This window comes from Mycobacterium ulcerans subsp. shinshuense (assembly GCF_002355775.1).
Lineage (GTDB): Bacteria > Actinomycetota > Actinomycetes > Mycobacteriales > Mycobacteriaceae > Mycobacterium > Mycobacterium marinum.
Window position 1 is genome coordinate 4,426,405 of sequence record NZ_AP017624.1, and the last position, 25,142, is coordinate 4,451,546.

Consider the following 25,142-nt stretch of genomic DNA (forward strand, 5'->3'; position numbering starts at 1 on the left):
CATGATTACATGATTACATGATTACATGATTACATGATTACATGTGAAAGCAATCGTTGTTCGCCGGCGGCGAACCCCCAACGGACCACCGCCGCCTCGCAAATGTTGCACCCAACAGCACAAAAACCGTTGCTATCAGCGGTTCATGGTTGTATTTTTGTTAGCGAAGCAGGCCCGGAACAGACCGAACTCAAGTGCCGGAGAATGGGGTGGAATCCGGCCGCGTAAGCGCCGCGTAAGACGGACCAAACGCCCCCGGGAGTCGCTCCGGGCCTGCCCATATGACGTCGAGTCAACCTCAGCCCACCGCTAACGGCCCTCTGTTGCGGTGTCGGCCGCAAGGTCCGCAAGGTTTCGCCGAACCCGGAACAGCTTGGTTTCGTTCTTGATTCCCTTCAGACGCCGCGGCCCGGCAAATGACCACTCGAATCCAGCACCGGCGGCCGTGTCACGAACGGCGTCACACACCGAATCCGCGGCCAGCACCGTGCCGGGTCTCGCGACCCCGGTGATCCGGCTCGCCGCGTTCACCGGGCTGCCGAACCAGTCGCCGGCCCGGCTCACCGCCCGACCACACGCAACCCCGGCCCGCAGCCGAGGGAAGGCATCGTCGGTGTCGACGACCTCGACCAGATTCAGCACCGTGTCCAACAGCGGCGCCGAATCCGGACAGACCAGCATCACGGCGTCGCCGATCGTCTTGATGAACCGCACCGGCGGGGCGGTCAGTTCCCGAGCCAGATCGGCCAGCCGGCCGGCGAGCTGGCCCAATTCCTCGGCCGATACCACCTCACCCAGCTTGGTGAAGCCGACCAGGTCGGCGAAAGCGACGCTGACCTCACGTGCACCTGGCAACGGCTTGCCGGCCGCCCGCTCACCGGCGTTGACGGCTTCGGTCTCCATCATGTGCCGCAGCTGCATGAACAGCATCTCCTGGATCATCGGCCCCAGCAATGGCGCGATCTGACTCACCAGCGCCTTCGACCCCTTCGCGATGTCCAGTTCGGTGGCTCCCGGGTGCATGATCGCCTCCAACGCCGTGTAGCGCATGACTTCGGCCGCGCGGGAGAGGCCCTCGGCGAGCACGCGCACCACAAGCACGATCTGATCTGGGTTCAGCCCCAACTCAATGAACCGCTGCGTGTATGCGGCGGCTTCGCCGTCTGCGCGCATGTGGACGACGGCATCCGGGTCATCCACTCTCGCCAAGCCGACCGCACGCTGTACGCGCTGCAGCAGATCCAGGTCGATGCCGTAGGTTTCGCTGATCTCGCGGCTGGACACGTAGGTGCCGTCATCGCCGATGACGTGGCGAGTGGCCAGCAGCAGCGGCGGGTTGGTCGTGCGGATCTCAGCTGCGGTGATGCCCTGGCCGAACAGCCAGTCGAACAGCTCGGCACGTTCCGCGCGGGCGGCACCCTCGAGTCCTTCGAGTAGATCGTCGGTGTTCTGGCCGGCCGGCTCGGGTGCCCGGTCCACGCTGTCCTCCACGACGTCAACGTATAACGCCGCGACGCCACCGGGCGCGCTGATGCCCGCCCCGCGGCACGACACCGCCCCGGGGCCCGCCGGCGGCGGTAACATCCGATCATGCCGTTGCCCCCCGGCTCCGCTTTTGCCGGATACACCATCGTGGGATTGCTCGGCTCCGGCGCAATGGGCGAGGTATACCTTGCGCAACACCCCCGATTACCCCGCCGTGATGCGCTAAAGGTGCTGCCCCCCGACGTATCCGCGGACACCGCGTTCCGCGAGCGATTCCAGCGCGAAGCGGATCTGGCCGCCACCCTGTTCCACCCACACATCGTCGGCGTGCACGACCGCGGCGAGTTCAACGGCCAGCTGTGGATCTCGATGGATTACATCGAGGGAACGGACGCCGCCGCGCTAATCCGCAGCCAGTATCCGGCCGGCATGCCCGTCGCCGAGGTGGTCGCCGTCGTGACCGCCGTGGCCGGAGCGCTCGATTACGCTCACCAGCGCGGCTTGCTGCATCGCGATGTCAAACCCGCCAATATCCTGCTCACCGGGCCGGACAACGCCGGGGGGCCGCGAATCTTCTTGGCGGACTTCGGGATAGCCCGCCAGCTTGACGACATCAGCGGAATCACCGCAACAAACCTGACGGTAGGCACGGCCGCGTACGCTGCGCCCGAGCAGTTGACGGGCGCCGACGTCGACGGCCGCGCCGACCAGTACGCGCTGGCCGCCACCGCATTTCACCTTCTCACGGGGGCCCCGCCATACCAGCATGCCAATTCGGTCGCGGTGATCAGCCAGCATCTCACCGCACCACCACCGGCGTTGGGCGATCGGCGCCCCGAGCTTGCGCCGTTGGACCGAATGTTCGCCGCCGCGCTGGCCAAACAGCCCAACGAACGCTATTGGCGATGCGCCGATTTTGCCCAGGCGCTATCTCAAGTCGCGTCACCCCAGGGCGCGGCCGCAGCGGTTTCGCCGTCGGATCCCACCTTGCCCGCCGCCATCTCCGTGCCTCCCGAATACGCTGCCGCCACCCAAGCCGCCCCCGCACCGATGCCGTGGTACCCGACGGCGCCGGCACCGGCGCGGCCACGGCGCCAGGTCAGCACGATTGTGGTTCCAGTGGTTGTGGCCCTGCTGCTGGTATCTGCCGTCGCGTTCGCCGTCACCCAGGTGTTACGGCCGGACCCGCGGCAGACAACCGCGGCCCCGGCCGAGGCGCCCCAGTGGCAGCCCTACGTCGACCATGCCAAACAGTTCGCGATCTCCTTGACGAGCGTCAACCCGCAGACCATCGATGCCGACATCCAGCGCATCCTGGACGGGTCGACCGGAGCATTTCACAGCGATTTTGCCGACAAGAGCGCCCAATTCAAGCAGTCAATAGTGGACGCGGGCTCGGCGATCCAAGGCAAGGCCACCGGCGCAGGCCTGGAGTCCATCAGCGGCACCACCGCCCACGTAGTTGTGTCGGTGACCTCGAACATCACCAAAAGTACCGGCGTACAACAAGAGCCACGGCAGTGGAGGTTGCGAATCCAGATCGAGAAGATCGACGACGCCTATCTGGCGTCGCGGGTGGAGTTCGTCACGTGACCCAGCATGGAGCACCGCGGGCCGCCTGGTGGGTGGTCGTCCTCGCGCTCACCGCCGCGACGATGATGGCCGCAGCACTGGGCGGCTGGCAGATGCTGGCCAAGAACCGGCAATTGCCGCCCGTCGCCGGCCCAGCACTGGTCGCCGGCCAACCCGCGGCCCGAGAAGCCGTCCTGAAGGTCGCCAAAACCAATGTGGCCAAGATCCTGACGTACACACCTCAGAACGTGGAAGAGGTCGCGAGCGCCGCCGAACGGCTGTTGACCGGCGAATTCCTGTCCTATTACCGGAAATTCACCGGCCAGACAGTGGTCCCCACGGCCCAGCGCGAGGGCATCAGCACCACTGCGACCGTGAGCGGTGCCGGAGTCGAGTCCCTGACCAGCCAGCGGGCCTCGATCTTGGCGTTCGTCGACCAATCCACCACCACTCGGGACCAACCGTCTCCGAAAAGGGCTACCAGCTCCGTTCGGGTCGGCCTGACCAAGGTGCAGGGCACCTGGCTGATCGACTCCTTCAAACCGACCTAACCGCACCCCGCTGTCACGACACCGGAGGTCGCCGATCGGCCCACGGTCGGGCGGCTTCGATCTGCGCGGACAACGACAGCAGTGTCGCCTCGTCGTAGGGCTTGCCCACCAGCTGTATCGAGATCGGCATGCCGTCGTCGTCGAAGTCCCACGGGACGACGGCGGCGGGCTGGCCGGTCAGATTCCAGACCTGCACATACGGAACCCGCTGCGCTACCAGAAGCAGCGTCGACACCGCGCCCCGGCGCTGGTAGGCGCCGATTCGGGACGGACCGTTGGCAGTGCCGGGAGTGATGACGACGTCGACGTCGTCGAAAATCGACTGGATCCGTTTGTTCAGCGCGGCCTCGGCGGCTCGCAGGGCCGCCATCCGGCGGTCCGAGAAGAACGAACCCACCCGCGCGATGGCACGGGTGCGCTCTTCGAGACGATGCGGGTGGGCCAGCGCGTCCGCGTCGTCGCTGATACCGCGAAGGTAGCGGGGCAGGTAATTGGCGTAGAGGGCGGCCGGATAGTCGGGGTCGCGGTTGATCACCTCATGGCCCAGCTCACGCAACAACCCACCGGCCCGATACACGGCCGCCACCTCGGCCTGGCCGACCCGGACCGGAAGCGGCGTAGGAATCTTTGTGCTCAGGGCAATTCGCAGTCGGCCGGGCTCGCGCTGAGCAGCGTCGGCAAACTCGGCGTCGGGACCCGGCACTGTTGTCGTCGCGTCCAGCAGCAGCGCAGCGTCGAGCACCGAACGCGCTATCGGCCCGTTCACGCTCAATCCGTACCAGGCACCGTCGTGGGGCTCTAGCGAGATCCGATCCCGCTGGGTCTTCAAACCGAACACACCACACCAGGTCGACGGGATGCGGATTGATCCGCCGCCATCGGATCCGAAGGCCACCGGCGCCAGTCCCGCGGCGACCGCGGCGGCGCTGCCCCCGCTGCTGCCCCCAGGTGTGCGAGCGGGGTTCCACGGATTGCGGGTGGCCCCGAAGGTCAGCGACTCGGTGTAGGGCATCATCATCAGCTCGGGCACATTGGTCTTGCCGATGATGACCGCACCCGCTGCCCGCAACCGCCGCACCATTTCCGCGTCGGAGCCCGCCGGCGCGCCATGCCCGCCGCTGCCGTAGGTCGTCACCTCACCGGCGACGTCGACGTCGTCTTTGATCGCGATCGGAACACCGAGCAGCGGAAGCCTTTCCCCGGCGTCGAGGCGCTGTTGGGCGACCTCGGCCTCCTCGCGCGCGGCGTCGTAGCGCACCACCCGGTAGGCCCGCAGCTCGCTGTCGAGGCGTTCGATCCGTTCCAGGTAGACCTCGAGCAGCATGGGCGCGGTGACTTCACCGTCAGCGAGCATCCGGGCCTGGGCGGCTGCTCCGGCGAAGGCAAGATCGGACGGGTCCACTGCCGCAGCGTATCCCTCTGCACCAACCGGCAAATCGGCCATCCCCGACCGGCTCGGCGGGGCCAGGCCCGGCCCCCGCCACCGGAGCAGTACCGTGGCGACATGTCCTGCGTGTTCTGCGCGATCGCTGCCGGCGAAGCTCCGGCCATCCGGATCTACGAAGACGACAACTGTCTGGCCATCCTGGACATTCGGCCGTTCACCCGCGGACACACCCTGGTGCTGCCCAAGAAACACACCGTGGATCTGACCGACATTCCGCCGGAAACCCTGGCTCAGATGGCCACCATCGGACAGCGGATCGCAAAGGCGGCCCGGGCCACCGAGCTGGCCGATGCAACCAATATCGGCATCAATGACGGCAGTGCGGCGTTCCAGACGGTGTTCCACATCCATCTGCACGTGCTACCGCGGCGCGACGGGGACAAGCTATCGGTCGCCAAGGGCCTACTGTTGCGCCGCGACAACGATCGGGAAGCCACCGGCCGAATCCTGCGCGACGCGCTGGCCCGCATCGAGGCCAGTCAGTAAGACTGGCCTCATGAGCAATCTCACGCCGTTCGAGCAATACGTGGGCATCCCCATCCTGCGTCTGCACGACACGATCTACCGCAAGACCAACGGCCGAATCGGCCATCGCATCCCGGGTGTGCCGCCCAGCCTGCTGCTGCACACCGTCGGCGCCAAAACCGGCCAGGCGCGCACCACGTCGCTGACGTATGCGCGTGACGGCGACTCGTATTTGATCGTCGCCTCCAACGGCGGTGACGAGCGCTATCCGGGCTGGTACCACAACCTGCGTAAGCGTCCCGATTGTGAAATCAACGTCGGCCCGAAACGAATCGCGGTGACCGCGCGGCGGGTCACCCCCGACGATGCGGACTACCAGCGGATGTGGCAGCTGGTCAACAAGAACAACGCCAACCACTATGACAGCTACCAGCGGCGGACGTCACGGCCCATCCCCATCTTCGCGTTGACACCGGCGGCGTAGGGCTGCGGCTAGAACAGTTCCTTGGCCAGTAGCTCACACGTCGCCACCCGCGCCGGTGCCGTGGCCGGGTCGGTGCCGCGATGCGCGGAGGCAACGGGGTGGACCATGACCTCATCAACACCGAACCGCTGACCCAGAGCGCGCACCTGCTCGGCGGCCTCCTCAGGTGAGCCGACGACAGCCCGCTCGAGTCCGCTGTCCACGATGCGTTGCTGCTCGGGGGTCAACCTGGCGTCCTGGGCTTCTTCGACGAGCTGCACGGCCCCGAGCGGCTGGCCGGTGCGCAGCCGCGCCATCATGTGCAGATTGGGCATCATCAATGCGGTCGCTTCCTCGCGGGTATCGGCCACCGCGGCATTGACGGTCAGGAAGGTCACCGGCCGGGCTGCCAGCGCACTGGGGACGAAGCGGGATCGGTACAACTCGAGCGCCTCTTCGGTGCCCTTGCCGGAGAAGTGATGCGCGAACACGTAGGGCAGCCCCTTTGCCGCGGCCAGCCGCGCCGAATACATCGATGACCCCAATAACCACAGTCGCGGCTGGGTGAGCGCCGCCGACGTGGCCTTGAGGATGTAGTCACCGGATTGCAGCGGTACGCGCACGCCCCGCGCACTCATCAGTGCGACCACATCGTCGAGGTAGTCGGGAAAACTCTCGATATCGCGTTCCTGTTGCGCCGGTGAGCGGCCACCGCGCAGAGCGTAGGACGTGACCGGGTCCGAGCCGGGTGCGCGGCCGATGCCCAGATCGATACGACCGGGGGCGGCCGCCTCCAGCAGAGCGAACTGCTCGGCCACCGCCAGCGGCGCGTGGTTGGGCAGCATCACCCCGCCCGATCCCAGGCGCAGGTGCGTGGTCTGCGCGGCCAGGTAGGCGATCAGGACCGGCGGGTTGGTGGCGCCCACCGATGCCATGTTGTGGTGCTCGGCAACCCAGTAGCGTGTAAAGCCGAGGCGCTCGGCAGTCTGTGCCAGCGACACGGTGGCTGCCAGCGCATCCCGAGTCGACTGATCGGTGCGCACCGGGACGAGATCGAGAACGGAAAGACGCACGCTGCCCACAACGCCTACGGCAGCCCGAACCTTCCCACCGATCCGATCAGCCCTGCCGGTAGTCCTCGAGCTCCAACGAGTTGACGATGCGTTCGAACGCTTCCTCGGGTATCGGCTCTCCGCCGGGGATGTTGTCGGTGACCAGCCATTGATTGCGCTCGCCGAAGCCGCTGAATTCGGCATGGTAGTTCGCGAAACCGCGCTGGTAGTCGTTTCCGGCGGCGGCCAGCTCACCGGCCAGGATGTAGGCGCCCAACACGGCGACACTGGCCCCTTGGCCCGACAGCGGCGAGCAGCAATAGGCGGCGTCGCCGACGAGCGCCACCCTGCCCTTCGCCCAGCTATCCATGACGATCTGGGCCATTTCATCGAAGTAGAAGTCCGGTGCGCTGCGCATGTAGTGGAGCAGCTGCGCACGTACCCAGCCGTCCTCGATCATCCGCCGTTCCAGCTCGGCGAATTGAGCCTCGGTATCGCGGTAGTCGATCTGCAGCTCGGTGTCCATGAAGCCCAGCGCCGCGCGAGCCTCGGAGTTGTCGCGGGCGCTATAGACCCCGGCCATGGTGTTGTCGCCGTAGTGCCACTTCTGCCAGTAGTCCAATTCCAGGAAGTTGGGCACGGTGAAGATCGCCGCGTAGGTGCCCAACCGCTTGATGAACTGCTCCTCCGGGCCGAACACCTTGCGGCGCACATTCGAATGCAGACCGTCGGCTCCGATCAGGAAGTCGAAGGTGCGGGTGCCGGACCGGACGAAGGTCACCTCGACGGCCGCGCCGTCATCCTGCAATGTGGCAATGCTGTCGTCGAAGATGAACTCGGTCATCGATTGGATTGTGCCGTAGAGCAATTCGATGAGATCGTCCCGCAGCAGCTCGATGTTGGGGCTGTCGATGGGACCGCCGGTGGGGGTCGACTCGGTATCCCGGGAGACCTCGTTTCCGTCCCGGTCGACCACCGAAGCTCCCCGGATGCCGGTCTTTCGGTCCCGGGCGGCGTCCAATATCCCCATCCGATCCAGCACAGTCAGCGCCGGGCCTCGGACGTCAATCGCTTGGCCGCCAGGCCGCAGCCCAGGGTGGCGCTCCACGATTGTGACCGAGTAGCCTTGTTGTTCAAGCCAATATGCCGTCGTCAAGCCAGCCACGCTGGCTCCGGAAATCAGAACTTTTTGCACCCCGACCACTTTCTACCCAATCCCGCCAAGTTTCTTGGCATCGCGGAACACGTCATCGAGCATCGCCGGAGTCAACCTACCCGTGAACATGTTCTGTTGGCTCGGGTGGTAGCACCCGAGCAACTGCACACCCGACCCCAGCTCAGCCACGACACCGTGGCCGAAGCGGGGCCTGGGGGCACCCAGCGACCCAGGCAATCCCAGCGCGATCTTCCACGCAAATCCGCCCAGCGCAACGATCACGCGGACATCGTGGGACACCAGCCGCCATTCGGCGTCGAGCCAGGGCGCGCAGGTCTTTCGTTCGGCCGGTGTCGGGGCATTGGCCGGGGGTGCGCAACGCACCGGTGCGACGATGCGGATCCGTTCGGCCCGCAAGCCGTCGGCGGCGTCGACGCTGGTCGGTTGGCCGACCAGGCCGGCACGGTGCAACGCCGCGTACAGCTGATCACCGGACCGGTCGCCGGTGAACATCCGCCCGGTCCGGTTGGCGCCGTGAGCGGCAGGCGCCAGGCCCACGATCAACAGCCATGGCCGCTCCGATCCCCAGCCCGGCACCGGGCGCCCCCAATACGGTTGGTCGGCGAAGGCGCGCCGTTTGGCCACCGCGACCTCTTCACGCCAGGTCACCAGTCGTGGGCAGGCCCGGCACACACTTATCGCAGCGTCGAGTTCGGCGATCGAGCCCGCCCGGCCGGCCAGTTCGGCGACACGCGCCGCCTCGGCCGCGACCGGGGTCTGCGATGACGCCGGATCCCCCGGCCAGCCGGTGCCGGGACGAACCGGCGACCCGAACGGCTGGCCCGTCCTCGGATGGGTAAGCACACGATCATCCTGCATGGCGCCATCGGTCGCCGCGATAATTCGGTGGCTCCGATGGTGGATCGCCGCTAGATTCAGCCGCGATACCCATGAGAAACAGCAGCCGAGGCCCGGCATTCCTGATCCTTTTCGCCACCTTGGCGGCCTGCGCCGGCAATGGCATTTCGATAGTCGCGTTCCCGTGGCTGGTGCTCGAGCGCGAAGGCAGCGCGGGGCAAGCGTCCATCGTGGCCGGAGCGATCACCCTGCCGCTGCTGTTCTCCACGTTGGTCGCCGGCACCGCCGTCGATTACTTCGGACGCCGGCCGGTATCCATGGTTTCCGACGCCCTGTCCGGGTCGGCCGTGGCCATCGTTCCGTTGATCGCGTGGGCGTTTGGCGACGACGCGGTCAGCGTCGCGGTGCTGGCAGCGCTGGGCGCCTGCTCGGCCACCTTCGATCCGGCCGGGATCACCGCCCGGCAGTCGATGCTGCCCGAGGCCACCGCCCGTGCGGGGTGGTCACTGGATCGGATCAACAGCAACTACGAGGCGATCCTCAACCTCGCGTTTGTCGTGGCCCCCGGGATCGGCGGCCTGATGATCGCCACCGTCGGCGGGATTACCACGATGTGGATCACCGCCGGGGCATTCGGGTTGTCCCTCCTCGCCATTGGCGCGTTGCGGCTCGAGGGAGCGGGCAGACCGCACCACGAGACACGACCCGACGGGCTGGTTTCCGGCGTCACGCAGGGACTGCGTTTTGTGTGGAACCTGCGGGTGTTGCGGGCGCTGGCGCTGATCGACCTCACCGTGACGGCGCTGTATCTGCCGATGGAAAGCGTGCTGTTCCCGACGTACTTCAGCGACCGCCAACAGCCCGCACAGCTGGGTTCGGTCCTGGTGGCGCTGTCGCTGGGCAGCCTGGTCGGCGCGCTGGGCTACGGGATGCTGTCGAACTACGTGTCGCGGCGAACGATCATGCTGACCGCGGTGCTGACCCTGGGTGCCGCGACAACCGGCATCGCGCTGCTGCCCCGGTTACCGGTCATCCTGGTGTTGTGCGCACTGATCGGCGTGGTCTATGGCCCCATCCAACCGATCTACAACTACGTGATGCAGACCAGGGCGCCGCACTATCTCCGTGGCTGGGTGGTCGGCGTGATGACGTCGCTGGCTTATGCCGCCGGCCCGTTGGGCTTGCTGCTGGCGGGTCCGGTGGCGGACGCGGCCGGGCTGAAGGTGGCTTTCTTCGCCTTGGCACTGCCCATCGCCATCACCGGGCTGATGTGTATCCGACTGCCGTCGCTGCGCGAATTGGATCACGCGCCCACCCAGGACATCAGCGAGACATCGCTGCTGTAGCCGCGCTCGCTGACCCCGCGGGCCGCAGGCCCCGTAGGATCGGGCCGTGAGTGCCTCGTGAACGCGGATGTGCTGGCCAGCCTGATCGCCGGCTTGCCCGACGGCATGGTGGTCACCGATCCCACCGTCACCGAGGGCTACCGACAGGACCGTGCCCTTGACCCGTCGGCGGGCAAGCCGCTGGCCGTGGTCCGGCCACGATGCACCGAAGAGGTGCAGACCATCCTGCGGTGGGCCGGCGCGAACCGCGTTGCCGTGGTGACCCGCGGAGCCGGTTCCGGGTTGTCGGGCGGGGCCACCGCCCTGGACGGCGGAATCGTGCTGTCCACCGAGAAGATGCGCGATATCACGATCGACCCGGTCACCCGCACCGCGGTCTGTCAGCCCGGCCTGTTCAACGCCGAGGTGAAGAAGGCCGCCGCCGAACACGGACTGTGGTATCCGCCGGATCCGTCGTCGTTCGAAATCTGCAGCATCGGGGGCAACATCGCCACCAATGCGGGCGGATTGTGCTGTGTGAAGTACGGCGTCACCACTGACTACGTGCTGGGCATGCAGGTCGTGCTCGCCGATGGCACCGCGGTGCGGTTGGGCGGTCCGCGGCTCAAGGATGTCGCCGGGCTGAGCCTGACAAAACTGTTCGTCGGCAGCGAGGGCACCCTGGGCGTCATCACGGAGATGACGCTGCGCCTGCTTCCCGCGCAAAACGCGGCCGCCGTCGTGGTGGCCAGCTTCGCGTCGGTGGAATCCGCGGTGGACGCGGTGCTCGGTGTTTCCGCGCGGATTCGTCCCTCGATGCTCGAATTCATGGATTCGGTGGCGATCAACGCGGTAGAGGACACGCTGCGCATGGACCTGGATCGCGGTGCCGCGGCGATGTTGGTGGCCAGCTCCGACGAGCGCGGACAGGCCGGCCGCGACGATGCCGAACTGATGGCCGCGGTATTTGCCGAACATGGTGCAACAGAAGTGTTTTCCACTACCGACCCCGACGAGGGCGAGGCGTTCGTCGCGGCCCGCCGCTTCTGCATCCCGGCGGTAGAGGCCAAGGGATCCCTGTTGCTCGAAGATGTCGGCGTGCCGCTACCCAATCTGGGCAAGCTGGTCACCGGAATCGCCCGGATCGCGCAGGAGCGCGACCTGATGATCTCGGTGATCGCGCATGCGGGTGACGGCAATACGCACCCCTTGCTCGTCTACGACCCCTCCGACGCCGCCATGGCCGAACGCGCACAGCTCGCCTATGGCGAAATCATGGATCTTGCGGTCGGCCTGGGCGGAACGATCACGGGCGAACACGGCGTGGGCCGGTTGAAGCGGCCGTGGCTGGAAGGCTATCTCGGGCCCGACGTGATAGACCTCAACCGCCGCATCAAACAGGCGTTGGACCCCCTGGACATCCTCAACCCCGGTAGCGGGATCTAGATCTCTGCGTTCTGCACTCGGCACTCGACGCGGGTGCGGGCGCTCGACGCGGGTGCGGCATCGAGTGTGCCGTCACGGCCTTGAGCGTGCGCTCAGGTCGGGAATCTCGGGCAGGTTGCGCCCGGACTGCACGGTGGAAGCCAAGGATGCACACCGGCTATGCGCAGGTGTTGACATCTATACAACTATGTCGTACCAATAAGACATGTCAGTGGATGTGTCTCACCGCGCGCCTGTTGCGTTCCAGTTGGCCACCGCCGCAACCTGGCCGGATCCCTGGCCGATGTACCGGGCGCTGCGAGACCAGGATCCGGTGCACCACGTCATCCCGACCCACCAGCCCGACCAGGACTACTACGTGCTGTCGCGCCACGCCGACGTGTGGGCAGCGGCCCGCGACCACCAGACCTTCTCCTCGGCGCAGGGCTTGACCGTCAACTATGGCGATCTGGAAATGATTGGGCTGCAAGATAACCCGCCCATGGTCATGCAGGATCCACCAGCCCATACCGAGTTCCGGAAGTTGGTGTCACGCGGTTTCACCCCGCGCCAGGTCGAAGCGGTGGAGCCCAAGGTGCGCGATTTCGTCGTCGAGCGAATCGAGCGGCTGCGCGCCCAGGGGGGCGGCGACATCGTCACCGACCTGTTCAAGCCCTTGTCGTCGATGGTGGTCGCACACTATCTCGGGGTACCCGAACAGGACCGGGCACAGTTCGATGGGTGGACCCAGGCCATCGTCGCGGCCAACACCGCCGAGGGCGGCATCGCGGGCGCGTTGGCCACGGTCGGCGATGCGGTCGGGTCGATGATGGCCTACTTCACCTCGCTGATCGAGCGCCGCCGCGCCAAACCCGAGGACGACCCGATTTCTCACCTGGTTGCCGCCGGAGTCGGCGCGGACGGCGACATCGCGGGCACGCTGTCGATCCTGGCGTTCACATTCACCATGATCACCGGCGGCAATGACACCGTTACCGGAATGCTCGGCGGCTCCATGCCCTTGCTTCACCGGCGACCCGACCAACGCCGGCTTCTGACCGACAATCCAGAGCTCATCACCGATGCGGTCGAGGAACTGCTGCGGCTCACCTCGCCGGTGCAGGGCCTGGCCCGCACCGTCACCCACGACGTGACGATCGGGAATGTCACCATCCCCGCCGGTCGCCGAGCGCTGCTGCTCTACGGTTCGGCCAACCGGGATGAGCGCCAATACGGTCCTGATGCCGGCGAACTCGATGTACGGCGCTGCCCGCGCAACATCCTGACGTTCAGCCATGGCGCGCACCACTGCCTGGGCGCGGCCGCGGCCCGGATGCAGTCCCGGGTCGCGCTGACCGAACTATTGGCGCGCTGCCCGGACTTCGAGGTCGACGAGTCACGCATCGTGTGGTCCGGCGGCAGCTACGTCCGGCGCCCGCTGTCGCTGCCGTTTGAAGTGAGGTCTTGATGGGCCGAACCGACTGGCTGGCAGCGCACCGCAGCGAGGTCGCCGCCGACCGGATACTCGACGCCGCCGAGCGGCTCTATACCGAGCACGACCCGGCTTCGATCGGGATGAACGAAATCGCCAGGGCGGCAGGCTGTTCCCGGGCCACCCTGTATCGATACTTCGAGAGTCGTGAGGCGCTCAGAACCGCCTACGTGCACCGCGAGACGCTCCGGCTGGGGCGCGAGATCATGCAGCAGATCGGCGACATCGATGATCCACGCGATCAGCTGATCACCAGCATCACCGCCACCTTGCGAATGGTCCGCCAGCGGCCGGCCCTGGCGGCGTGGTTCGCCTCCACTCGACCACCGATCGGCGGTGAGTTGGCCGGACAATCCGAGGTGATCGCGGGACTGGCCGCCGCATTCCTGCAGTCTTTGGGCCCCGAAGCCCCCGCCGCGGTGGAGCGCCGGGCTCGTTGGACCGTGCGGGTGATCGTCTCGCTGTTGATGTTCCCCGGCCAGGACGAAGCCGACGAGCGGGCGATGCTCGAGGATTTCGTCGCTCCGGTTGTAACACCGTTTCCCACCCCCCGTTAGGCCACCAACGCCCATGATCTGGGCATGCCCCCGGTGGCCGGCGTACGCCTGGGCCGTCCCGACGAGGGAATCGGGGACCGAGTTGTCCATCGGGTGACAGTCGGCCAAGTCTCTTGGGCGAGAACAGAGCCGCGCCGCCAGTGGCTGATCGGACTGATCCGCGAAGTGCACGTCGCCTTCCGTGGCACGTGTCGGTCCTGATGACCCAGGCTGGCATCTGCGGCCTGCCTGACCCGGTGCGCCTCAACGGCTGCAGGGATTGGCCACCGCCGATGATCTGGTCAACCGCAAGTTCCACCGGCTTCGGCCAAATGAGTTGTGGGTTAACGACATCACCCAACCCTGCACCTGAGAAGGAGGGCTGTTCTGCTGTGCAGTCCTCAACGCCTTCAGCTGCAACGAAACTCGACCTGTGGGATGGCTGGGAAGTGCCTGATAGCGGCGCTGGGCCGCTGGGAGTGAGATTATCTTGCCGAAACGCCTGGGGGCGATGAGAACTTGATGGGAGACGGGCGATGGCGTATTTGACGGTATTCCCTGACATGTTGGCGGGCGCGGCAGGTGATTTGGTCGGTATCGGCTCACAACTGGCGGCGGCGAACACCGCGGCTATTGGCCCTACCACCACGGTGCTGGCTGCTGGTGCTGACGAGGTGTCAGCGGCGATCGCGGCGGTGTTTTCTGGTCATGGGCAGGCCTATCAGGTGCTGAGCGCCCAGGTCGCGGCGTTTCATCAGCGGTTCGTAGAGGCGCTAAACGCTGGAGCGCAGTCCTACGTCGGAGCCGAAGCGGCCAATGCCACGCCACTGCAGACCCTGGAGCAAGACGCACTGGGCATCATCAATGCACCGACTCAGGCTCTGGTGGGCCGCCCGCTGATTGGAAACGGCGCCAATGGCACCGCGGCGAACCCCAACGGTGGTGACGGTGGCCTGTTATATGGCAACGGCGGTAACGGGTTCGCGCAGACCGGGAACAACAATGTCGCTGGCGGCGATGGCGGTAATGCCGGGCTGATCGGCAACGGCGGAGCCGGCGGTGGCGGCGGGACGGCCTTCGCTGGCGGCAATGGCGGTCACGGTGGCCTGCTGTACGGCAACGGCGGGGCCGGTGGGATCGGCGGGGACGGGACCGGCAACGGTTTCGGCAGTCTTAGTGGCGGCGGTAGCGGCGGCAGTGGCGGCGGCGCTGGACTGTGGGGCGTCGGTGGCGCCGGTGGCAATGGCGGCGCCGGTGGAAGCCCCACAGTCCCCGGGCACGCCGGCGGCAACGGCGGCATCGGCGGCGCAGGCGGTGTGTTCGGCAACGGCGGAGCCGGCGGCAACGGCGGTATCGGAGGTACCGGAGGTACCGGCGGCAACGGCGGTATCGGCGGCAACGGCGCTGCTGGAGGCGAGGGAGGGTTGTGGGGGGACGGCGGCGTCGGCGGGAATGGTGCGGTCGGCGGTAACAGTGGTGGCGGGTTCGGTGTCATGAACGACGGTGGCTCTGGCGGCCATGGCGGCGACGCCCGCCTGTTCGGGAACGGGGGCAACGGCGGGGCAGGCGCGGTCGGGGGTGCCGGCGGCAACGGCGCCGATGGCGGCATCGGCGGTCAGTTCTTTGGCAACGGCGGTGATGGTGGGGCCGGAGGCATTGGCACTGCGGGACTAGCCGGGTCCGGGGGTACGGGTGGCAGCGCCGTGGGGCTGGTGGGCAACGGTGGGACCGGAGGGGCCGGAGGCCTTGGTCCCATCGGTGGGTCCGGCGGCAACGGCGGCGGCGGTGGCGTAATTGGCAACGGCGGCAACGGCGGTGCGGGTGGCGCGGCGAGCGCCACTGTGGGAACACCCGCGCCAGGCGTCGGCGGGAATGGCGGTGCAGCAGGGCTTTTCGGAGATGGCGGTAACGGCGGGGCCGGGGCTCCTGGCTTGTCTGGGCTCGGCGGGGCCGGCGGCAGGGGCGGATACCTGATTGGAAGCGGGGGTAACGGCGGTGCCGGTGCCGGTGGCGGGGATGGCGGCTACTTGTCCGGAAATGGCGGCAACGGCGGCGACGGCGTCATTGTTGGAAATCGATCGGCTGGCGGCGCGGGCGGCAACGCACTCGGGTTGTTTGGCCACGGTGGCGCAGGTGGAGCCGGTGGCTATGACGTCACCACCCAGGCGGGTTTGACCGGCGGGAATGGCGGAGTCGGCGGCAAGTTGGTCGGGGACGGTGGTCTCGGCGGCGACGGCGGCATTGGTCTGGCCGGTACCGGAGGCAACGGCGGCAACGGTGGTGATGCTGTTGGTGTCATCGGCAACGGTGGGGTGGGCGGGGCCGGCGGAGTCGGTGCTTTCGGCAGCGGTGGCACTGGCGGCAACGGCGGCGCAGGCGGTGCAGTCGGTAACGGCGGTGCTGGTGGCGACGCCGGTAGCAGCGGTAACTTGAGTCCGGCTGGCGGCGGTAAGGGCAGCAACGCAAAACTGGTGGGCAACGGCGGTGATGGCGGAGCTGGCGTCTTTGGCGGGCTCGGCGGCGACGGCGGCACGGGTGGTCAGCTTTTCGGCAATATGGGCTTGAACGGACCCGCGTAGCCTGACAAGACACACCTACGGTCGTTCGTTGGCCGTTGCCCATCCTTGTCGCATCAGCAGCGCTGGCGCTTGTTGGTCCGCCCTTTTCCCGAGCTACCAGCCAGAGTTCAATGATCGTGATCATTTGCCTGCGGCCACACCGGTCGACGAAAGCTACGAAGCCGCCGCACGCCACTTCTCACCGAACCGGCTCAATCCCGACATTCTGACGGCCGCAACGATCCGCACCAACACCATATCACGAAACATGCTGTCGCCCTTGGCTACTGACTCGAATTCCAGAGGCCGATCGCCCTCCCCCACCATGCGCTCGTCTGCGACGACGGGATCTGCAACGCGCCTGCCCCCAGAATGACCGGACACAGTCACCGGCACGGAACAGCCTGTCAACATATTTCGTCCAAATCGCTGACGAACTCACCTAGCGGCGATATCTTGTGACTGATCGGCCACCGTCAGGCGGCCGTCAGAAGTGCAATGTCGTCACGGAGGTGCAAGACGACATGTCAGCGGTATACCGGAAGCCGTTCCCGCTCAGCGCATCTCACATTGCATCTGCGCCCGGGAGCCGGATAGCCGACGATCAGGCAGCCGGAAAATGCGGCCACTCAATTGGGTCCGTACGGTAAGGATTAGCGATGACCTATCCCATGTTTCCTCCGGAAATCAATTCGGCGCTCATCGAGGCCGGCCCGGGATCGGCGCCAATGCTGGGAGCGGCGGCGGCGTGGTGCGGGTTAGCCAGCGAGTTGCGCGCGGCGGCGGAGTCCTTCGCATCGATCACGTCAGACCTGGCCAGCGGGGCATGGCAAGGCCCCGCTGCGACCGCGATGACACAGGCTGCCGCACCGTATGCCGCGTGGCTTTGCACCGCGGCCGCCCAGTCCGAGAGCGCTGCCAGTCAGGCGGGCGCGGTGGCGACGGCATTCGAGGCGGCCCGTACCGCCATAGTGTCCCCGGTCATCATCAACGCCAATCGCGCGCTAACCGCCCTGCTGGCCAATACGAACTTCTTCGGTTTGAACTTTCCCGCGATCGCGGCCGCCGAAGGTCTTTATGAGGAGATGTGGGCCCAGGATGTCGCGGTGATGAGCGGCTACCACGCCACCGTGTCGGAGATATGGTCACAGCTGTCGCAGTGGCCCCCGCTTCAGCAACTGCTGCGCCTGCTGCCCGGTTGCAAAGCGCCGTCTTCGTCGGGCGGTTCCCCGTCGCCGACACCGAACCCCAACCCTGATCCATCACCCACACCTGACCCGACGCCGACACCGACACCTGACCCGACCCCGACACCGACACCTGACCCGACCCCGACACCCACGCCCGAGCCGACCCCAGCGCCCGCACCCGAGCCCGCGCCTGAACCGACACCGGTCGAACCTGCGCCGGTGACGGTGCTACCCACGATGTAGTCGGCAGTGCTTGACGTTGCGCCGGTGATCCGCTGACCCACCAGACCCGCCACTTGATTTCGGGTGAGCTGGCCCGCCGTCGCGATGGGTTTACTCGGATCTGACCCGGGTAAAGCGGTGTAGCACCCAGGCCAGCGGGATCGTGATGACCATGGTGGCGATGAACAGGTTCAGCATGGAGCCGGTGTACACCCGGTACCGGACCACGTAGACCATCGCGAATTCCATCGTCACCAGGTGGACCAGGAAGATCTCATAGGAGATTTCACCGAGCCAGACCATCGGCCGGCTGGCCAGCAGTTGGGAATACCAGCCCTGATCCCCCAGGGCCAATGGCGCTACGGCCAGCGTGGCGATCACGGTATAGAAGCAGGCTTTGACCACGGCTTCGGTCAACGCCGAGGGCGACGTGGTGGGGGCACCCGCGATCGGCGTGGCGACGATGAAATAGCAGATGGTGGCCAACGGTAGCGCCGCGAGTGCATAGCATTGCACCTTCATCGCCTGTAGGACCGTCAGCAACATGCCGCCCAAGAACCAGGCGAGATAGCTGGGCAACCACAGGCGAGCTCCGTCGGGAAACAACGAAACGGTGTGTATCAGCACCAGCCAGCCCGGGGTGATGGTGGCCATCGCGAGCAACGCACCGACCACCAACTTCGGCTGCCAGCGGCGTCGGCTGATCACCACCAGCAGCAGGTAGGCCAGGAACGGGAGCAATACGTAGAAGGAGGCCTCCACCGCCAGGCTCCACATTTGGGTCAATCCCTGATGCAGGTATGAACCCAGGTACCCGTCGGTGTAGATCTGGGTCAGCGTGAGGTTGCGCACCAACCCCATCCAGCTGTGTCCGGGGTTCGGTCCGGCGATGCGGTAGTGGTAGATCACGTAGGCGATCAGCACGACGACCACATAGGCAGGCATGATGCGGCGCACCCGGTGTGCCGTGTAGCGGCGCAATGAAGGCGGAGGAGCGCCGGTGACCGCGGAGTGCACCCACGGGCGGAACAGCAGGAAGCCGGATAGCACGAAGAAGATCGGCACGCCGATCTCCATCCGGGCCGACACCAGGCCCCAGTAGCCATGGGTGTACTTGCCGGTGGTGTAAGCCGCGTGGGTGGCGACCACCAGCAGTGCGGCGACCGCACGGATTCCGGTCAGCGACGCAACCCGATCCACGTGCGAGATCTGCTCGAGTCCGCCTTGGGCGTCGGTGGCTTCGGGCAGGGTCATCCGAGGCGTTTCCGCCGAGGTTTGCCACCATCGTTGCGGCGCGCCTTGTACGCCTTATCGGCGGGGCGGTCGGGGCGAAGGTTGATCAACACACCCGAAATCCTGGTTTGTTCGAGCTTTTTCAGTGTTTCGCGGGGCAGTTTGACCGGCAGCTCCACCAGCGAGAAATCCGGCCCGATAGTGATGTGGCCGAAGTCGCTGCGGTGCAACCCGCCCTCGTTGGCGATGGCGCCGACGATCGCGCCCGGACCGACTTTGTGCCGTTTGCCAACCGAGATGCGATACGTGCTGAAGGCGCCGCCGCTTCTGCGACTCTCCGGACGTTCCTTGCGCTCATTGCGGGGATGACGCTCGCGCTGATCTGGTGGCGGATCGGGCGCCAGCAGGAATTCCTCGCCGTCGCGCGACTGCAATGCCAGCGCCGCAGCGATGTCAGCCATCGGGACGTTGTGCTCGCGCTCGTAGTCCTCGACCAGCCTGCGGAACAACTCGATGCCCGTATTGCTCAGCGCGTGGGTGATGGAATCGGCAAACTTCGCCACCCGCTGGGCGTTGACGTCTTCCACGGTGGGCAACTCGGCCTCGGTCAGTGTTTGCCGAGTGGCCTTTTCGATCAGTTTGAGCAGGTGTCGCTCCCGCGGGGAGACAAACAACAATGCCGCACCCGAACGCCCGGCCCGACCGGTGCGCCCAATTCGGTGCACGTAGGACTCGGTGTCGTGCGGGATGTCGTAGTTGAGCACATGCGATATCCGCTCGACGTCCAGCCCGCGCGCGGCCACGTCAGTGGCGACCAGGATGTCGATGCCGCCGTCGCGCAGCGCCGTGATGGTTCGCTCGCGCTGTCCCTGCGGAATATCGCCGTTGATGGCCGCCGCGGAAAACCCTCGTGCCCGCAGCTTCTCGGCAACCTCCTCGGTGGCCTGTTTGGTGCGGACAAACACGATCATCGCCTCAAACGGCTCGACCTCGAGCACCCGGGTAAGCGCATCCATCTTGCGCGGACCGGCCACCTGGATGTACCGCTGCGAAATATTTTCGGCGGTAGCGGTTTTCGCTTCGGATTTGACTTCCAGCGGATCGTGCAGATATCTAGTGGTGATTTTTCGGATTGCCGGCGGCATGGTCGCCGAGAACAATGCGACCTGCTTGTATTCCGGGGTTTCGGACAGGATGCGTTCAACGTCTTCGGCGAAGCCCATGGTGAGCATCTCGTCTGCCTCGTCGAGCACCAAGTAGTCCACCCGGGACAGATCAAGCGTTCGTCGTTCCAGGTGGTCGATGACCCGCCCGGGTGTCCCCACCACAACCTGCGCGCCGCGCCGCAGACCGGCCAGTTGTATGGCATACGACGACCCGCCATAAACCGGAAGCACGTTGAGGCGCGATAGATGGGCGCCGTACCGACTAAACGCCTCAGCCACCTGAAGGGCCAGCTCGCGGGTGGGGGCCAGCACGAGCGCCTGGGTTGCGGTGCTGGTGGTGTCGATTTTCGACAGAATCGGGATCGCGAACGCCGCCGTCTTGCCGGTGCCGGTCTGCGCCAGCCCCACCACGTCGGAACCCGCCATCAGCGCGGGGATGGTCGCAGCCTGAATCCCCGTCGGGGACTCGTAACCGACGTCGGCGATTGCTCGCATGACCGACGGATGAATCTGTAGGTCGGCGAAGGTGGCAGGGGGTACCGCAGGCGGGTTTTCGGGGTTGGCCATCAAGACATGGAGTTTAGTGGGGATCGCGCGCCCGGCGACGCCGGGCGCCACGGGTCACCACCAACAGTTCCCGCGGGGATCGCAAGCCCGGCGACGCCGGGCGCCACGGGTCGCCACCATCAACTCCCGCGGGGATCGCAAGCCCGGCGACGCCGGGCGCCGCGGGTCACCACCATCAACTCCCGCGGGGATCGCAAGCCCGGCGACGCCGGGCGCCGCGGGTCGCCACCAGAAGAGGGTGATCGCGCGGCCACGCCTGCCACACCTGAGGGCCCCGCGACGGTACGGTGCGCGGTGTGAAGTCGCTCCCGTGCCCAGTCGCGCCGCTTACCGGCGCGCTCGCATTGGTTGCCGCGACACTGACCGGTTGCGGCTCGGGAGACTCGATCGTCGCCAAGACTCCAGAAGCCAGAACCACCACCTCAGCCGTCAATTCCAACGAACCGAATGCGGCCGACCCACCCCCGGCGGCCGCCGAGCCCCCGAGCAGCCCCTCGCCGGCCGACCCCTGCGCCGTCAACCTCGCCTCGCCCACCATCGCAAAGGTTGTTTCCGAATTACCCCGCGATCCGCGCAGTGAGCAGCCCTGGAATCCCGAACCGCTGGCGGGCAACTACAACGAGTGTGCCCAGCTGTCGGCGGTAGTCATCAGGGCCAACACCAACGGCGATAATCCGACCACCAGAGCGGTGCTGTTCCACCAAGGCAAATTCATCCCGCAGGGCGTGCCCGATACCTACGGGTTCAACGGGATTGACACCTCGCAGTGCACCGGTGACACGGTTGCGTTGACGTACGCCACCGGCATCAGCGGGTTGGGCAGCGTCGTGAAGTTCCGATGGAATGGCAACGGCGTCGAGCTGATCAGCAATAAGACCGGGTAACCAAACCGGCCGCACCCCTGAGCGCTAAGCCGCCGAGACCGATGCAGATCGGTCTCGACCGGCCCTCATTAGAGTGGCTGCTGTGTTCGTCGCCGGCGACGTCGTCGTCTACAGCGCCTCGGATCTTGCTGCCGCCGCGCGGTGCGAATTCGCGTTCCTGCGCCATTTTGACTCGAAATTGGGCCGGGGTCCCGCCATCTCCGCCGAGGACGATCTGCTGGCGCGCACCACCGAGCTCGGGAATGAACATGAAAGACGCACACTCGACCGGCTGCGCGACCAGTTCGGTGAGATCGCGGTCATCGGCCATCCGGCATACACCCTGGCTGGGCTGACAGCCGCCGCTGAGGCCACCCAACGCGCCATCGCCGACCGCGCGCCCGTGGTGTATCAAGCCGCGATGTTCGACGGCCGCTTCGTCGGGTTTGCCGATTTCCTGATTCGCGACCGCGAACGCTATCGGATCACCGACACCAAGCTGGCGCGCTCACCTAAGGTCACCGCGCTGATGCAGCTGGGGGCCTACGCCGATGCCCTGACCGGCGCGGGTGTACCGGTGGCCCCGGAGGCCGACCTGGAACTCGGGGACGGCACGGTGGTGCATTTCCGGGTCAGCGATCTGATCCCGGTCTACCGGGCCCAGCGTGCCGAGCTGCAGCGGCTGCTCGACGAGCACTACGCCGCGGACACCGCGGTGTGCTGGGACGACCACGGTGTGCGGGCATGTTTCCGCTGTGAGCTCTGCATGGAGGAGCTGCGTCGTCGCGATGATCTGCTGCTGGTCGCGGGGATGCGGGTCAGCCAGCGAGAAAAGCTGCTGGACGCCGGCATCACCACAATCGGCGGGCTGGCAAGCCACACCGGTGCGGTGCCCGAACTCTCAGCGAACGCCCTAGCCAAACTTGCCGCGCAAGCCAAAGTTCAAGTGCAGCAACGCGATACCGGTACACCGCAGTATGAGATCAGCGACCCGCAGCCGTTGGCGCTGCTACCCGAACCAAATCCTGGCGATCTGTTCTTCGACTTTGAGGGCGATCCGCTGTGGACGGCGGACGGCCACGAGTGGGGCCTGGAGTACCTGTTCGGGGTGTTGGAAGCGGGAAAGAAGGGAGCCTTCCGCCCACTGTGGGCGCATGATCGCAGGGACGAACGCAAGGCGCTCACCGACTTTCTGGCTTTGGTGGCCAAACGTCGCAAGCGTCACCCCAACATGCACATCTATCACTACGCGCCGTATGAGAAGACGGCGCTGCTTCGGCTTGCCGGCCGCTACGGAGTCGGCGAGGACGCCATCGATGATCTGCTCCGAAACGGAGTGTTGGTTGACCTATACCCTGTGGTGCGCAAGAGCTTTCGGGTTGGCGCAGAGTCGGTCAGTTTGAAGGCGCTCGAGCCGCTGTACATGGGGGCACAGCTACGTTCCGGCGAGGTCACCACCGCCACTGACTCGATCACTTCCTACGCCCGCTACAGCCAACTGCGTGCCGACGGGCGGTTGGATGAGGCCGCGACCGTGCTCAAGGAGATCGAAGACTACAACCACTATGACTGCCGCTCCACCCGCGAATTGCGGGACTGGCTGCTGATCCGCGCTTGGGAGGCCGGAGTCACACCGATCGGGGTGCAACCCGTTCCTAGGCGGGACGCGATCGAAGACCACGACGAACTGGCGGCAACGTTGTCGGATTTCGCCGGCGACGCAGCGTCCGGCAACCGCACCGCCGAACAGACGGCGGTCGCACTGCTGGCTGCCGCCCGCGGCTATCACCGCCGGGAAGACAAGCCGTTCTGGTGGTCTCACTTCGACCGGCTGAACTATCCCATCGACGAATGGTCGGACAGCACAGACGTTTTCATTGTCGATCACGCCTCGGTCACCGTCACATGGCATACGCCTGCGCGAGCTCGCAAACCACAGCGGCGAGTCCGATTGACCGGAGAGCTCGCACGTGGAGATCTCAAGACCAGCGTGTTTGCGCTCTACCAACCCCCGGCTCCGCCCAGCATGACCGCCGACCCCGACCTGCGAGCCGCAGGCCACGCCGAGATTGTGGAACTCGACGATCCGAGTCTGCCCACCGACGTGGTCATCCTTGAACGGACCGGCGCAGACGGCGCGACCTTTCAGCAGCTGCCGTTCGCACTGACCCCCGGGCCACCGGTACCGACCAGGGCGTTGCGCGATTCCATCGAAGCCACCGCCGCGGCCGCGGCCGCCGAGTTACCGCGGCTCCCCCGCACCGCGTTGATCGACGTGCTGCTGCGATGCCCGCCACGCACCCGCAGCGCGGCGCCACTACCGCGTAGCGGCGATACGGTCGCCGACATCACCGCCGCGGTGCTGGACCTGGATTCGTCCTACCTGGCGGTGCACGGGCCGCCGGGCACCGGCAAGACCCACACCGCCGCGCGGGTGATCGGGCGACTGGTGCAAGAACATTGCTGGCGCGTGGGCGTGGTCGCGCAATCGCACGCCACCGTGGAAAACCTGCTGGACTGCGTGATTGATGCCGGGCTCGACCCGGCACGAATAGCCAAGAAGCGTTACGACCACGGCGCACCCCGCTGGCAGGAGATCGACGGCAACCACTACGCGGCCTTCATCGCCGACCACCCAGGATGCGTCGTCGGCGGTACGGCCTGGGATTTTGCCAACGGCAATCGGGTGCCTCCGGGCAGTCTGGATCTGCTGGTGGTGGATGAAGCCGGCCAGTTCTGCTTGGCCAATACCGTCGCCGTGGCACCGGCGGCGGCGAACTTGTTGCTGCTGGGAGACCCGCAGCAGCTACCGCAGGTCAGTGAGGGCAAACATCCCGAACCCGTCGATGTCTCAGCACTGGAATGGCTGGTTGACGGCCAGCGCACACTACCCGAGGAGCGGGGATACTTTCTGGATCGCTCGTTCCGCATGCATCCCGCGGTCTGCCATGCCGTCTCGATGCTGTCCTACGCGGGCAAGCTGCATTCCCACACCGAGCGCACCACCGCGCGTCGGCTCAGCGCAAGCCCGCCCGGCGTCCACGTGCTTGCCGTCGAGCACCAGGGCAATACGATCGAGAGCGCCGAGGAAGCCGAGGCGATCCTGGCCCAGATCCAGCGGCTACTCGGCTCGCCCTGGACCGACGAACACGGCACCCGCCCCCTGGCCACCCGCGACCTGCTGGTGCTGGCACCGTACAACGCCCAGGTGGCCCTGATCCGGCAGCGACTGCTGTCCGCCGGCCTGAATGGGGTTCGGGTCGGCACCGTCGACAAGTTCCAGGGCGCGCAGGCCCCCGTCGTCTTCGTCTCGATGACGGCCTCATCTGTGGACGACGTTCCCCGCGGAATCTCGTTTCTGCTCAACAGGAATCGCCTCAACGTCGCCATCAGTCGGGCGCAGTATGCCGCGGTGATCGTGCGCTCCGAGCTGCTGACCCGGTATCTGCCCGGCACACCGGCCGGCCTGGTGGATTTGGGCGCATTTCTGGCTCTGACCGAACCAGGCTGAGAACG

At 66.4% G+C, this 25,142-nt stretch carries 19 protein-coding genes and 1 pseudogene; 13 read left to right on the forward strand and 7 right to left on the reverse strand.

All coding sequences use genetic code 11. From position 1 onward, the window contains the following. Positions 1-309: 309 nt before the first annotated feature. Complete coding sequence (locus SHTP_RS19790; protein ID WP_420873028.1) at positions 310-1,491, reverse strand: adenylate/guanylate cyclase domain-containing protein; 1,182 nt, start codon at positions 1,489-1,491, stop codon at positions 310-312. Positions 1,492-1,590: 99 nt separating this feature from the next. On the opposite strand from SHTP_RS19790, the gene SHTP_RS19795 reads away from it, so the two are divergent. Further along, a complete protein-coding gene (locus SHTP_RS19795) occupies positions 1,591-3,078 on the forward strand; it encodes a serine/threonine-protein kinase (RefSeq protein WP_096371539.1) in 1,488 nt (495 codons plus the stop codon). Continuing rightward, positions 3,075-3,608, forward strand: a complete 534-nt coding sequence (locus SHTP_RS19800) for a hypothetical protein (RefSeq protein WP_096371540.1) — start codon at positions 3,075-3,077, stop codon at positions 3,606-3,608. The genes SHTP_RS19795 and SHTP_RS19800 overlap by 4 nt, the downstream gene beginning before the upstream one ends. 13 nt (positions 3,609-3,621) lie before the next feature. Here the strand turns inward: SHTP_RS19800 and SHTP_RS19805 are convergent, their stop codons facing one another. After that, positions 3,622-5,010, reverse strand: a complete 1,389-nt coding sequence (locus SHTP_RS19805) for an amidase (protein ID WP_096372564.1) — start codon at positions 5,008-5,010, stop codon at positions 3,622-3,624. A gap of 102 nt (positions 5,011-5,112) precedes the next feature. Between SHTP_RS19805 and SHTP_RS19810 the strand changes: the two genes are divergently transcribed. Together SHTP_RS19810 and SHTP_RS19815 are read left to right on the forward strand one after the other, a co-directional pair. Next, on the forward strand, positions 5,113-5,541 hold the full coding sequence (locus tag SHTP_RS19810; protein ID WP_096371541.1) for an HIT family protein: 429 nt from the start codon (positions 5,113-5,115) through the stop codon (positions 5,539-5,541). A gap of 10 nt (positions 5,542-5,551) precedes the next feature. Next, the gene (locus SHTP_RS19815; RefSeq protein ID WP_096371542.1) at positions 5,552-6,004 is read left to right on the forward strand and encodes a nitroreductase family deazaflavin-dependent oxidoreductase; all 453 of its coding nucleotides are present in this window, start codon (positions 5,552-5,554) and stop codon (positions 6,002-6,004) included. An 8-nt stretch (positions 6,005-6,012) separates the two neighbouring features. Here the strand turns inward: SHTP_RS19815 and SHTP_RS19820 are convergent, their stop codons facing one another. The 3 genes from SHTP_RS19820 to SHTP_RS19830 are packed head-to-tail and all read right to left on the reverse strand — an operon-like array spanning position 6,013 to position 9,070. Next, positions 6,013-7,056, reverse strand: coding sequence for an LLM class flavin-dependent oxidoreductase (locus SHTP_RS19820; protein ID WP_096372565.1), 1,044 nt, complete (start codon positions 7,054-7,056; stop codon positions 6,013-6,015). A 46-nt stretch (positions 7,057-7,102) separates the two neighbouring features. Next, positions 7,103-8,230, reverse strand: coding sequence for an FAD-binding protein (locus SHTP_RS19825; RefSeq protein WP_096372566.1), 1,128 nt, complete (start codon positions 8,228-8,230; stop codon positions 7,103-7,105). Positions 8,231-8,242: 12 nt separating this feature from the next. Continuing rightward, positions 8,243-9,070 carry a uracil-DNA glycosylase gene (locus tag SHTP_RS19830; protein WP_096371543.1) on the reverse strand — a complete coding sequence of 276 codons (828 nt, stop codon included), beginning with the start codon at positions 9,068-9,070 and terminating at the stop codon, positions 8,243-8,245. 71 nt (positions 9,071-9,141) lie between these two features. Between SHTP_RS19830 and tap the strand changes: the two genes are divergently transcribed. The 7 genes and pseudogenes from tap (at position 9,142) to SHTP_RS19865 (ending at position 17,818) form a co-directional block, all read left to right on the forward strand. Continuing rightward, positions 9,142-10,395, forward strand: coding sequence for a multidrug efflux MFS transporter Tap (tap, locus tag SHTP_RS19835; RefSeq protein ID WP_096371544.1), 1,254 nt, complete (start codon positions 9,142-9,144; stop codon positions 10,393-10,395). Positions 10,396-10,452: 57 nt separating this feature from the next. Next, positions 10,453-11,820 carry an FAD-binding oxidoreductase gene (locus SHTP_RS19840; RefSeq protein WP_096371545.1) on the forward strand — a complete coding sequence of 456 codons (1,368 nt, stop codon included), beginning with the start codon at positions 10,453-10,455 and terminating at the stop codon, positions 11,818-11,820. A gap of 205 nt (positions 11,821-12,025) precedes the next feature. Continuing rightward, on the forward strand, positions 12,026-13,267 hold the full coding sequence (locus SHTP_RS19845; RefSeq protein WP_096371546.1) for a cytochrome P450: 1,242 nt from the start codon (positions 12,026-12,028) through the stop codon (positions 13,265-13,267). Then, complete coding sequence (locus tag SHTP_RS19850; RefSeq protein ID WP_096371547.1) at positions 13,267-13,848, forward strand: TetR/AcrR family transcriptional regulator; 582 nt, start codon at positions 13,267-13,269, stop codon at positions 13,846-13,848. The genes SHTP_RS19845 and SHTP_RS19850 overlap by 1 nt, the downstream gene beginning before the upstream one ends. A 123-nt stretch (positions 13,849-13,971) precedes the next feature. Then, a pseudogene (locus tag SHTP_RS19855) lies at positions 13,972-14,269 on the forward strand (IS3-like element ISAar24 family transposase); the annotation flags it as partial. A gap of 94 nt (positions 14,270-14,363) precedes the next feature. Then, a complete protein-coding gene (locus tag SHTP_RS30050) occupies positions 14,364-16,406 on the forward strand; it encodes a PE family protein (RefSeq protein WP_096371548.1) in 2,043 nt (680 codons plus the stop codon). A gap of 638 nt (positions 16,407-17,044) precedes the next feature. After that, complete coding sequence (locus SHTP_RS19865; protein ID WP_096371549.1) at positions 17,045-17,818, forward strand: PPE family protein; 774 nt, start codon at positions 17,045-17,047, stop codon at positions 17,816-17,818. A 90-nt stretch (positions 17,819-17,908) separates the two neighbouring features. On the opposite strand, the gene SHTP_RS19870 is transcribed toward SHTP_RS19865, so the two are convergent. Next, on the reverse strand, positions 17,909-19,051 hold the full coding sequence (locus SHTP_RS19870; protein WP_020729960.1) for an acyltransferase family protein: 1,143 nt from the start codon (positions 19,049-19,051) through the stop codon (positions 17,909-17,911). Then, entirely contained in the window at positions 19,048-20,763 is a 1,716-nt protein-coding gene (locus tag SHTP_RS19875) for a DEAD/DEAH box helicase (protein ID WP_096371550.1), read from the reverse strand. The genes SHTP_RS19870 and SHTP_RS19875 overlap by 4 nt, the downstream gene beginning before the upstream one ends. Positions 20,764-21,050: 287 nt before the next feature. On the opposite strand from SHTP_RS19875, the gene SHTP_RS19880 reads away from it, so the two are divergent. Beyond that, entirely contained in the window at positions 21,051-21,647 is a 597-nt protein-coding gene (locus tag SHTP_RS19880; protein WP_015356769.1) for an LppP/LprE family lipoprotein, read from the forward strand. An 82-nt stretch (positions 21,648-21,729) separates the two neighbouring features. Further along, positions 21,730-25,137 (forward strand): TM0106 family RecB-like putative nuclease, encoded by a 3,408-nt coding sequence (locus tag SHTP_RS19885; RefSeq protein ID WP_096371551.1) that lies wholly within the window; start codon positions 21,730-21,732, stop codon positions 25,135-25,137. Positions 25,138-25,142 lie beyond the last annotated feature (5 nt).

Excerpts from the sequence above, each read along its gene's own strand:
- SHTP_RS19815 (WP_096371542.1), top strand. The coding sequence starts at position 5,552 with ATGAGCAATCTCACGCCGTTCGAGCAATACGTGGGCATCCCCATCCTG.
- SHTP_RS19845 (WP_096371546.1), top strand. The coding sequence starts at position 12,026 with ATGTCAGTGGATGTGTCTCACCGCGCGCCTGTTGCGTTCCAGTTGGCC.
- SHTP_RS19830 (WP_096371543.1), bottom strand. The coding sequence starts at position 9,070 with ATGCAGGATGATCGTGTGCTTACCCATCCGAGGACGGGCCAGCCGTTC.
- SHTP_RS19850 (WP_096371547.1), top strand. The coding sequence starts at position 13,267 with ATGGGCCGAACCGACTGGCTGGCAGCGCACCGCAGCGAGGTCGCCGCC.
- SHTP_RS19875 (WP_096371550.1), bottom strand. The coding sequence starts at position 20,763 with ATGGCCAACCCCGAAAACCCGCCTGCGGTACCCCCTGCCACCTTCGCC.
- SHTP_RS19795 (WP_096371539.1), top strand. The coding sequence starts at position 1,591 with ATGCCGTTGCCCCCCGGCTCCGCTTTTGCCGGATACACCATCGTGGGA.
- tap (WP_096371544.1), top strand. The coding sequence starts at position 9,142 with ATGAGAAACAGCAGCCGAGGCCCGGCATTCCTGATCCTTTTCGCCACC.
- SHTP_RS19865 (WP_096371549.1), top strand. The coding sequence starts at position 17,045 with ATGACCTATCCCATGTTTCCTCCGGAAATCAATTCGGCGCTCATCGAG.
- SHTP_RS19810 (WP_096371541.1), top strand. The coding sequence starts at position 5,113 with ATGTCCTGCGTGTTCTGCGCGATCGCTGCCGGCGAAGCTCCGGCCATC.
- SHTP_RS19870 (WP_020729960.1), bottom strand. The coding sequence starts at position 19,051 with ATGACCCTGCCCGAAGCCACCGACGCCCAAGGCGGACTCGAGCAGATC.
- SHTP_RS30050 (WP_096371548.1), top strand. The coding sequence starts at position 14,364 with ATGGCGTATTTGACGGTATTCCCTGACATGTTGGCGGGCGCGGCAGGT.